This is a genomic window from uncultured Thermanaerothrix sp. (assembly GCF_938028735.1).
Classification (GTDB): domain Bacteria; phylum Chloroflexota; class Anaerolineae; order Anaerolineales; family Anaerolineaceae; genus Thermanaerothrix.
In genome coordinates this window covers 1-9,546 of record NZ_CALIMF010000010.1, presented here as the reverse complement: position 1 = coordinate 9,546, position 9,546 = coordinate 1, and the positions used below count along the sequence as shown (strand labels likewise).

Annotated in this window: 7 protein-coding genes; all 7 read left to right on the top strand. The window is 52.0% G+C overall.

The window, feature by feature from the left end:
- Positions 1–1,413: hypothetical protein (locus Q0721_RS05810; RefSeq protein ID WP_299026756.1), on the top strand; the 1,413-nt coding region annotated here is incomplete at its 5' end.
- Positions 1,414–1,423: 10 nt separating this feature from the next.
- Positions 1,424–2,497 (top strand): glycosyltransferase family 4 protein, encoded by a 1,074-nt coding sequence (locus Q0721_RS05805; RefSeq protein WP_299026753.1) that lies wholly within the window; start codon positions 1,424–1,426, stop codon positions 2,495–2,497.
- Complete coding sequence (locus Q0721_RS05800) at positions 2,475–3,185, top strand: methyltransferase domain-containing protein (protein ID WP_366519189.1); 711 nt, start codon at positions 2,475–2,477, stop codon at positions 3,183–3,185. The genes Q0721_RS05805 and Q0721_RS05800 overlap by 23 nt, the downstream gene beginning before the upstream one ends.
- On the top strand, positions 3,173–5,284 hold the full coding sequence (locus tag Q0721_RS05795; protein WP_366519190.1) for an alginate lyase family protein: 2,112 nt from the start codon (positions 3,173–3,175) through the stop codon (positions 5,282–5,284). The genes Q0721_RS05800 and Q0721_RS05795 overlap by 13 nt, the downstream gene beginning before the upstream one ends.
- Positions 5,284–6,606: a nucleotide sugar dehydrogenase gene (locus tag Q0721_RS05790; protein WP_299026747.1), complete on the top strand. Its 1,323-nt coding sequence runs from the start codon at positions 5,284–5,286 to the stop codon at positions 6,604–6,606. Before Q0721_RS05795 ends, Q0721_RS05790 begins: the two co-directional genes overlap by 1 nt.
- Positions 6,590–7,798 (top strand): glycosyltransferase family 4 protein, encoded by a 1,209-nt coding sequence (locus tag Q0721_RS05785; protein WP_299026744.1) that lies wholly within the window; start codon positions 6,590–6,592, stop codon positions 7,796–7,798. The genes Q0721_RS05790 and Q0721_RS05785 overlap by 17 nt, the downstream gene beginning before the upstream one ends.
- A gap of 338 nt (positions 7,799–8,136) precedes the next feature.
- The gene (locus Q0721_RS05780) at positions 8,137–9,546 is read left to right on the top strand and encodes a sugar transferase (RefSeq protein ID WP_299026741.1); all 1,410 of its coding nucleotides are present in this window, start codon (positions 8,137–8,139) and stop codon (positions 9,544–9,546) included.

Sequence of the window (9,546 nt, the reverse complement as noted above, 5' to 3'; positions counted from 1 at the left end):
CTATATGTCAAAAGCCCTGCTTGGATGCGAAAAAGCCTTTCCGGTCCTTTGTCGCTGCTACCGATAGAATTTGTATATGGAGCAACGTACAGGCAATACCGTTCTGCAATTGCCAGGAGCGAGTCTGAGCCGGAATTCGTGAGGGATTTCCAACTTTGTTCTTTGAGACAAATCATCCGAGATTGCATTGAGAAGAGCGAGTTCTATAGAGAGCGGTTCAGGGAAACTTTTGGGGGGCTTCCAGATGTGGAAGATTTTTCATTGGCGGATCTGGAGCGCCTGCCCGTTCTGACTAGGGACGAGGTCCGTTATGAAGTGGAGCGCCTTCTGGTAGTACATCCTTCCCAAGCGGACGTTGTTTCCACCAGTGGTAGTTCGGGAACACCGCTGCGCTTCTATCTGGATAAAGATAGAAGCGTAAAGGAGTGGGCCTTCATCACACACATTTGGGGGAGAATTGGCTACCATCCGTATCACCGCCGGGCTGTGCTGCGAGGAGTTTTCATTCCGAACGTGGATTCCAGGCCCTGGGAGTATGACGCCGCTTTGCGTGAATTACGGCTTTCCCCTTTTCATCTTACGCCGGAGATAATGGATAAGTATCTGCAATTAATACAGAAGTATCGGATTCACTTTATTCATGGTTATCCATCGGCTATTACAATACTGGCTTCCCATGCGCTGAGGACTGGCTGGCGTCCTCCCGAACACCTTCTTGGAATCTTGCCCATTTCGGAATCTCTCTTCCCTTACCAACGTGCCTTAATGCAGCAGGCGTTCGGTCAGGTTGCCATTATGCCGTTCTACGGATTAAGCGAGAAAGTGGCTATTGCCGGGGAGGTGCCAGGAGCCCCCGACCTTTATGAATTTGAGCCTCTTTATGGTATTACCGAACTCGTGAACGACTTGGGGCAGCCGATCAAGACAGCGGGAATCCGTGGCCGGATTATAAGTACTGGGCTGCTGAGTAGAGCCATGCCTTTGATTCGGTATGATACTGGTGATATGGGTACCCTCGTGCAAGCGCCCTCGTCTGAGAACTGCTTCCGTCTGCGAGTTAGGAACATTCATTCCCGATGGAATCAGGAGTTTCTGGTAAGTAACAAGGGCGCGTTAATATCCATAGCGGCTATCAACATCCATTCCCCGGTTTATGCTTGCATAAAAGAGTTCCAGTTTTACCAAGATACCCCTGGGCTTGCTGTGGTTAGAGTCGTGCCAATGCCAGGGTACCGTTACGAAGACATTCAACCATTTTTAAAAGAGATTCAGGAGAAAGTTGGTAGGGGTTTGGTGTTGCGGTTGGAATTGGTGGAGGCACTCCCGATGAACCCGAGAGGGAAACGTAGTTTCATTGAGCAGAGGCTTGACATCCAGCATTACGGTGGCGCAGTGATTGAAGTCGGCGCATAGAGGAGGACGTATGAGAAGTGAAAAGCGGGTTCTCATGCTGGGACCCTCGTTAGACGTACGCGGGGGCATCTCAACCATTGAGCAGTTTTTACTCAGCCATTGGCTCTCACAGGGCAAATATAAGGTGTATCATATCGCCACATTGGTTGACGGTACCAAATGGTCCAAGCTACTGGTGGCTATCGCGGCCTTGATCAGATTCTTATCTGCTATGGTGATATATCGTCCGGACATTATTCACATTCACTTTGCCTCCCGGGCCAGTTTCTTCCGCAAATCTTTTTTTGTTCTGATTGCTCGTGCCCTCAAGAAAAAGGTGATCATGCATGCCAATGGGGCTGAATTTCACTTGTTCTACAATAGGGAGAGCGGACCGTTGCAAAAACGGTATATCCAGTATGTGCTTAATAGGGCAGACCGTCTCATTGTTGTATCCCGGCAATGGCAGGAATTTTACCGCCGTATCTATAAACGATCTCAGCCCATTGTAGTCTATAATCCGGTCGGCTGTCCAGATCAATGTCCCGACCAAGACAAACGCCTCCCTGTTGTGCTGACTCTGGGAAGATTAGGGCAACGGAAGGGCACTTATGACTTGTTGCAAGCCGTCCCGTTAATATTGAAGTATCAACCTCAAGCGGAATTCTGGCTCGGCGGAGATGGAGAAGTAGAGCGAGTAAGGGAACTCGTGAGCAAAGAATCGTGGGGAGATCGCGTCAGACTGCTGGGATGGGTTACAGGGGAACAGAAAGCGGAAGTTCTCTCGCGAGCCAGTGTGTTTATCCTGCCTTCTTACAATGAAGGTTTACCTTTGGCCATTCTGGAAGCAATGGCATACGGACTTCCTGTGGTAAGTACACCTGTAGGTGGTATTCCAGAAGCCGTGGCAGATGGTGAGACAGGTTTCCTGGTTCAACCTGGGGATGTTCAGGCTATAGCGGAAAAGACTGTTCTTCTGCTCAAGGATGATGGATTGCGTAAGCAAATGGGAGCAAACGCGCGTCAGAGGGCATTGACTCATTTTGATGTGCGTTCTGTGATACATAAGATATTTGAGGTTTATGACGGCTTGTACGAGGAATAATCTATCAATGAGTGGGTTCACCCATAGCGGTGTTTATAATTTTGTCTCAATCTTAAAAGCGCCAAATCGTTATGCCTCCTGGGAGTTAGGGCGAGGGCTGGTTGTTGGGTACGGAGAGGGTCATGAGGCATCGTTTCTGAGCCAGCAACTGGGGGTTGCTGTCGTGGGGGTTGATTTGCGCCCACCGGCAGATGCTTATGGAAAGCATTTCCGGCCAATTTTGGCTGACGCCCTGCATATTCCTTTTCCGTCTGGATCCTTTGACTTTGTTTTTTCCTATCATACCCTTGAGCATTTATCGGACCCTGAGGCAGGTCTTTCTGAGATGCACAGGGTGCTCCGTCCGGGCGGCTTGTTGTATATTGGCACTCCCAACAGGCATCGTATTATCGGGTATGTTGGCTCGTATGGCGCTTCGCTTCAACAAAAAATTGCCTGGAACTTGAAAGATTATGTTGATCGGCTGCGCGGCAAATTCAGAAATGAGTTAGGAGCACATGCTGGCTTCAGTCGGCGGGAATTACAGGAATTGTTGGCAGCGCACTTTTCTGACGTTCAATGGCTAACAAAGGATTATTTGTGGTTCAAATACTCTGCAAAGATACCAGGCTTCATTCTGAGGGCCTTCTTGTTAGATCCGGTGTTGGATTTCCTTGCGCCTGCTTTATATGCTTTATGCCGAAAATGATGTCCTCAAGGATGTTGTGGTACATTCGCCGCCTGCGGGCGATGTCTATTCGGGAAATCGGGTATCGGTTCCAACAGCGAACAATAGCGGAGTGGGAAAGATTCAGAAGAACTGCGCGGCAGATGCCGAGTTCTGAAACCTTATCAAGAGCGTGGACGGAATTCCGAACCGAGAGGGGAGTTCGCTTTTTCTTTCAGTGGGATCGGAAAGGCGAGATAGTCCAGCAATACAATAAATGGTTTCCCTCCAATGGGTCGGCTACGCTCCAAACGGCGTCCGAATTGCTGGAACATAAGTTCCAGATTTTCGGGCGCAAATTCGTTTTAGGCTCGCCGATCCCCTGGCATGCTGACCCCTTAACCGGGCTTCAATGGCCTATTTCTCATTGGATTGATATTGATATACGCTTGGCTGACGCTGTGGGTGGCATCAAGTGGGTGTGGGAACTCAATCGCCATCATCACCTTGTAACTTTAGGAAAGGCGTATTTTCTTTCAGGAGAGGAAAGATTTGCCGAAGAAGTGTGTTCTCAACTGGAGGACTGGATCGTAACGAATCCTCCTTATATAGGCGTGAATTGGACCAGTTCTCTGGAACTGGCCCTTCGTCTGATCAATTGGGCTTTCACCCTGGCGTTTATCAGGCAGGCCTCTGCATTGAGGGAGGATCTGTTCGCTTTGGTGATGCAGTCTATTATAACCCAGGCCGACTATATATCCCGTCACCTTTCCGCTTATAGTTCGGCCAATAACCATTTGATCGGTGAAGCCGCGGGGCTGGCAGTCATTGGCTTAACGTTTCCGTGGTTGCCCAGAGCCCGGTTCTGGCGTGATAAAGGGTTGTCCATCTTGACCCAAGAGATAGAAAAGCAGCTCTTTCCGGACGGTGTGCCCTGTGAGCAATCTACGCATTATCTGGCATTTGTGTTGGATTTCAACCTCCTGGCATGGCGCCTGGCTGAACTCAACGGCTTTTCCGTCCCGGCAGTATGGTATGAGAGATTGAGCGCCGCCTGCGACTTTATTCAACACCTTATGGATGAGCAAGGGAATATGCCGGCTATCGGTGATGGCGATGATAGTTGGGTTGTCCGACTGGATGATCGGGCAGAGGCGAACAATTATCAGTCCATTCTCGCAACGGCGTCCGTATTGCTTCGTCGCCCGGACCTCAAAATCGGCGCAGGACAATGGGATGAGAAAAGCTACTGGTTACTTGGGGAGGAGGGACGAGGAATCTTTGAGACATTACCGCGGATAAATGTAAATGAGAAAATTCGTTCACGTGCTTTTAGAGTGGGGGGCTATTGTGTGATGCGGAATTCTGACCGGGTAATCGTCTTTGATTGTGGACCGTTGGGGTACCTATCAACGGCTGCTCACGGTCATGCAGATGCCTTAAGCATAATTGTAAGTGTAAGAGGGAAGCCTCTTTTGGTTGACCCAGGAACCTATGCCTACCACGAGGGGGGGCAACAGCGCGATTACTTTAGAAGCACGGCCGCTCATAACACAGTGGTTGTGGATGGGCGAAACCAGAGCGAGATGCTGGGCACGTTCCTGTGGGGTCGGAAGGCCGAGGCGCGCTTGCTACGATGGGAACCCGGAACAGAATATGACCTGGCCGTTGCTGAGCACAATGGATACAAAAGGCAAGGAGTTATTCATCGCCGGACCGTTTTCTATTATAAGCCTGATTGGCTGATTGTAATAGATGATTTATTAGGTAAGGGAGAACACATCCTTGAGCAACTCTGGCACTTATCCCCAGCGTACCGTTTTGACTCGCGTCCCGAACGGTGTGTCGCTTTTATTGAGGCCGATGATGGCCTTTTTCCACTCTTTATCATAGAACTTCCCGCGGGCTTTCGTACCAAAGTCTACTTAGGAGTAAAAAACCCAATGCAAGGATGGTTTTCGCGTTGGTATGGCCAGATAGAGCCAGCACCTGTGCTCAGCATTTCAGCATGTTCAACGCTGCCGGTGCGATTATCTATAGCACTGTGCTTGAGGAACATATCCGCAATTGACGAATCCTCCCTCGATAACCTCAGGGCACGAGCCACAGAGTTGCTGAGATTTTTGGCAGGAGGGCTATGATGCACATTGCCATTTTGGGGTTGGGCTATGTAGGTTGTGTTTCTCTCGCCTGTTTTGCAAGGGATGGGCATCATGTTATTGGGGTGGATATCAATCCCGCAAAAGTCCAGAGCATTTGCGCGGGTAAGTCTCCTCTTACTGAGCCTGGGCTGGAGGAACTGCTCTCTCAAGGGGTGAATGCTGGTCTCATTCAAGCAACGGAAGATGTAACCTATGCTGTTCATCACGCTGACGTAGTTATGATATGTGTTGGCACCCCGACCAGGGACAATGGAAGCCTGGACTTGACCTATGTAGAACGAGTTTGCCGTGATATTGGACAGGCCATGAGAGCGATGGACAAGTACATAGTGGTCGCGGTTAGGAGTACGATCTTGCCGGGTTATGCGCAGGAGCATTTGATACCTATACTAGAATCAGCATCCGGCAAGCGTGCTGGTATAGATTTTGGTTTCTGTATAAATCCTGAGTTCTTGCGAGAGGGGAGCGCGATCTGGGATTTTGATCATCCGCCCTATACTCTGATCGGGGAGATAGATAACCGTAGCGGGGAATCTTTGGCATCGCTCTATGCTCATATTCCAGCACCGCTTTATCGGGTGCCCCTGGGAATTGCTGAGATGGTCAAATACGCAAGCAATGCTTTTCACGCGCTCAAAATTGTCTTTGCCAACGAGATTGGGAATGTATGTCAGGCCTATGGAATTGACAGCCATGAAGTTATGCGCATCTTTGTGCAAGATACAAAACTGAACATTTCTCCCCTCTATCTCAAACCAGGCTTTGCCTTTGGAGGCTCTTGCCTGGGCAAAGATCTGCGCTCTCTTCTTTACGCCGCGCGTGTGCGTGATGTTCACCTTCCACTTCTGGAGTCAATCTTGGCCAGTAATCAACTGCAGGTTCAGAAAGCTGTTGACATGTTATTGCGTTTAAACAAACGTCGCATAGGGTTAATCGGTCTGAGTTTCAAACCAGGAACCGATGACCTGAGAGAAAGCCCATCTGTTGAGCTCGCAGAGCGCCTGATTGGCAAAGGATTCAGTCTCTTCATTTACGATAGAGAGGTTGCTCTTAGTCGTCTGATAGGGAGTAATCGGGAGTATATTGAGCGAGTTATACCTCATCTCAATTCGCTGCTCTATTCTTTGGAGGAAACGGTCTTGAACTCCGAGGTTGTCGTGGTAACCAAGCGTTTGGACGGTAGAGAAGAAGAATATCTGTTTGAACTATTGAAAGCAGATCATGTACTTGTTGACTTGGTACGGCTTGACCTTTCACACCTAAAGGCTTTCCGGGGCACGTATTATGGCATCGCATGGTAAGGTCCTGATCATTGTCCAAAATTTACCGGTCCCCTTTGACCGAAGGGTCTGGTTAGAAGCAACTGCACTGATTGCTGCTGGCTACGAGGTATCAGTAATTTGTCCTAAGGGTAAGCATGGGGATTTTCAAGAGAGCCACCAGGTTTTGGAGGGAGTGCATATTTTTAGATATCCGGCTCCTCCAGAAGCAAAAAGCGTGTGGGGGTACTTTATTGAGTTCATTTACTGTTGGCTTATGACAGCCTTTCTTTCTCTCCACGTATGGAGGACGCGCGGTTTTGACGTAATCCATGCCTGTAACCCTCCAGAAACTTACTTTCTGTTGGGGTTGTTGTACAAGATATTCGGGAAAAAATTCGTTTTCGATCATCATGATTTGTCACCAGAGATGTATGTTGCTAAAGGGGGGAGGAAAGGAGGGATTCTTTACCGGCTCCTGTTGTTATTGGAGCGTCTGACATTTCAAACCGCAGATGTGGTGTTGGCTACGAATGAATCGCACAAACGCATTGCTATAAATAGAGGGGGTGTTTTGCCCAATCGCATATTTGTCGTACGTAGTGGGCCGGATTTGAAACGCTTGCAGCGATTGCCCCCTGAGCCACAACTGAAACACGGTCGCCGCTACCTGGCGTGTTACCTAGGAGAAATGTGCCCTCAAGATGGTGTGGATCTTCTTTTGCGAGCCATCAAATACTTGGTTGAACATATCGGGCGCCAGGACACGACATTTGTGCTAATGGGAGGAGGTCCAGCGCTGGAGGATTTGAAGCGTCTCAGGGATCGTTTAGGGTTGAGAGAATGGGTGATTATGACGGGGCGCGTTTCAGATCTGGACCTTTGCCGCTATCTCTCAACGGCTGATGTCTGTCTAGATCCCGATCCTTACACGGAATGGGCCGATCAATCTACGATGAACAAGATTATGGAATACATGGCATTTGGTAAACCGATCGTGGCCTTTGATCTTAAAGAAACTCGCTTCTCGGCTCAAGAAGCAGCAGTTTACGCTCATCCCAATGATGTGGAGGAGTTCGCGAATCTAATCAATGAGCTTTTATGTGACGAGCCGCGAAGAATTAGAATGGGGGAGGCCGGACGTCGCCGTGTTGAAGAGTTTCTATCTTGGGAACACAGCGTGCCGTTCCTTCTCAGCGCTTATGCATCGTTGTTCAGAATAAATTCACTCTAATTCGTTGAATGGCGCCAGGCCTTTTATTCCTCAGGAACGGCTCTTCCGTCTCCTCACCGAGCCCCGCCGCCTCTGGCGGCGGTATCTGATCAACAACCCTCGCTTCGTGGCGCTGGTGGTGCTGGAAGCGATGGGGATGCGGAGACAAAAACAGGATGAGGACAAGCAAGGATTTTTTCGCCACGAATAGCACGAGGTTTGCGGTTGGCTTCATTCTGCTTGCTATGACGTACTTCGTGCCAATTCGTGAAATTCGTGGGTGAAAAGCGGTCCTGCTCCCTGCGTCTTGCGCCCTGCTCCCTGTGCCTTGCGACCTGCGACCTGCAAAGGAGGGTTCTATGCTCCGGCGGTTCAGCGTGGATTTCATCATCTTCTCCATGTTTCTGGATGCCCTACTGACGGCGGCCGCTCTGCACGGAGCCGTCCTCCTGCGCCCCGGACTCCCTGCCTCCCTACCCGGCCTCCAACCTCTGAATATGATCCGTCTGCCGCCCCACCTCTACCTCATCGCGCCGCTCCTGTGGGTGCTGGTCCTGCTGGTGGCCTCCGCTTACGACCCCCGCCGGACCTACCGGGCGGCGGACGAGTTCGGGCGGGTCGCCTTCGGCTCCCTCCTGGCCTCCCTCTGCTTCGCCGGCCTGCTCTACCTCACCGAGCGGGGGGTCTCCCGCTGGCTCTTCCTGACCTTCATCGCCTTGAATTCCTTCCTGCTCCTGTTCTGGCGCGCGGCGGCCCGGCTGGCCTGGAAGGCGGTCAAGACTCCCCCGGCCCGGCATCGGGTCCTGGTCGTCGGCGCCGGAGAAGTGGGGCGGCGGGTGGCTCAGGAGATCCGGCAGTATACCTGGGCCAGCCTGGAACTGGTGGGGTTTCTGGACGACGACCCGGCAAAGCGGAAGTGCGGCCTGCCGGTGCTGGGGACGCTGGACGACGCGGCCCGGGTAGTGCGGGAGTACGGAGTGGAGGACGTGATCATCGCCCTTCCCCGCCGGGCCCATGCCCGCCTGGACCAACTGGTGCAGGCCCTCCACGAACTTCCGGTCCGCGTGCTGGTCATCCCGGACTATTTCGCCCTGGCGCTTTATCGGGCCTCTGTGGAGGACTTTGCCGGCATCCCGATGATCAACCTGCGGGCGCCGGCGCTGAACGGCTTCCAGCGGCTGGTCAAGCGGGCCTTTGACCTGGTCGTCGGGGGTATATTGACCCTTCTGGCGCTTCCGGTGATGGGCATTGTGGCGCTGGCGGTCAAACTGGATTCGCCCGGCCCCGTCCTCTTCCGCCAGCAGCGAGTGGGGGAGAACGGGCGTCTGTTCACGATGTACAAGTTCCGCTCTATGGTCGCCAACGCCGAGACCTTGCAGGAGCAGGTGAGCGAGGTGCGGGAGGACGGCTGCATCATCCACAAGAAACCGGATGACCCCCGGGTGACGCGGGTCGGGCGGTTCATCCGTCGGTACAGCCTGGACGAACTCCCCCAATTGTTCAACGTCCTGAAGGGGGAGATGAGCCTGGTGGGCCCCCGGCCGGAGTTGCCCTGGCTGGTGGAGCGGTACCAGCCCTGGCAGCGCAAACGCTTTGCCGTCCCCCAGGGCATCACCGGCTGGTGGCAGGTGAACGGCCGCTCCGATAAGCCGATGCACCTGCACACCGAAGATGACCTGTTTTATATCCAGAACTACTCGTTGTGGCTGGACCTGGTGATCCTCTGGAAGACGATATGGGTGGTGTTGCGGGGGAGGGGGGCGTATTAG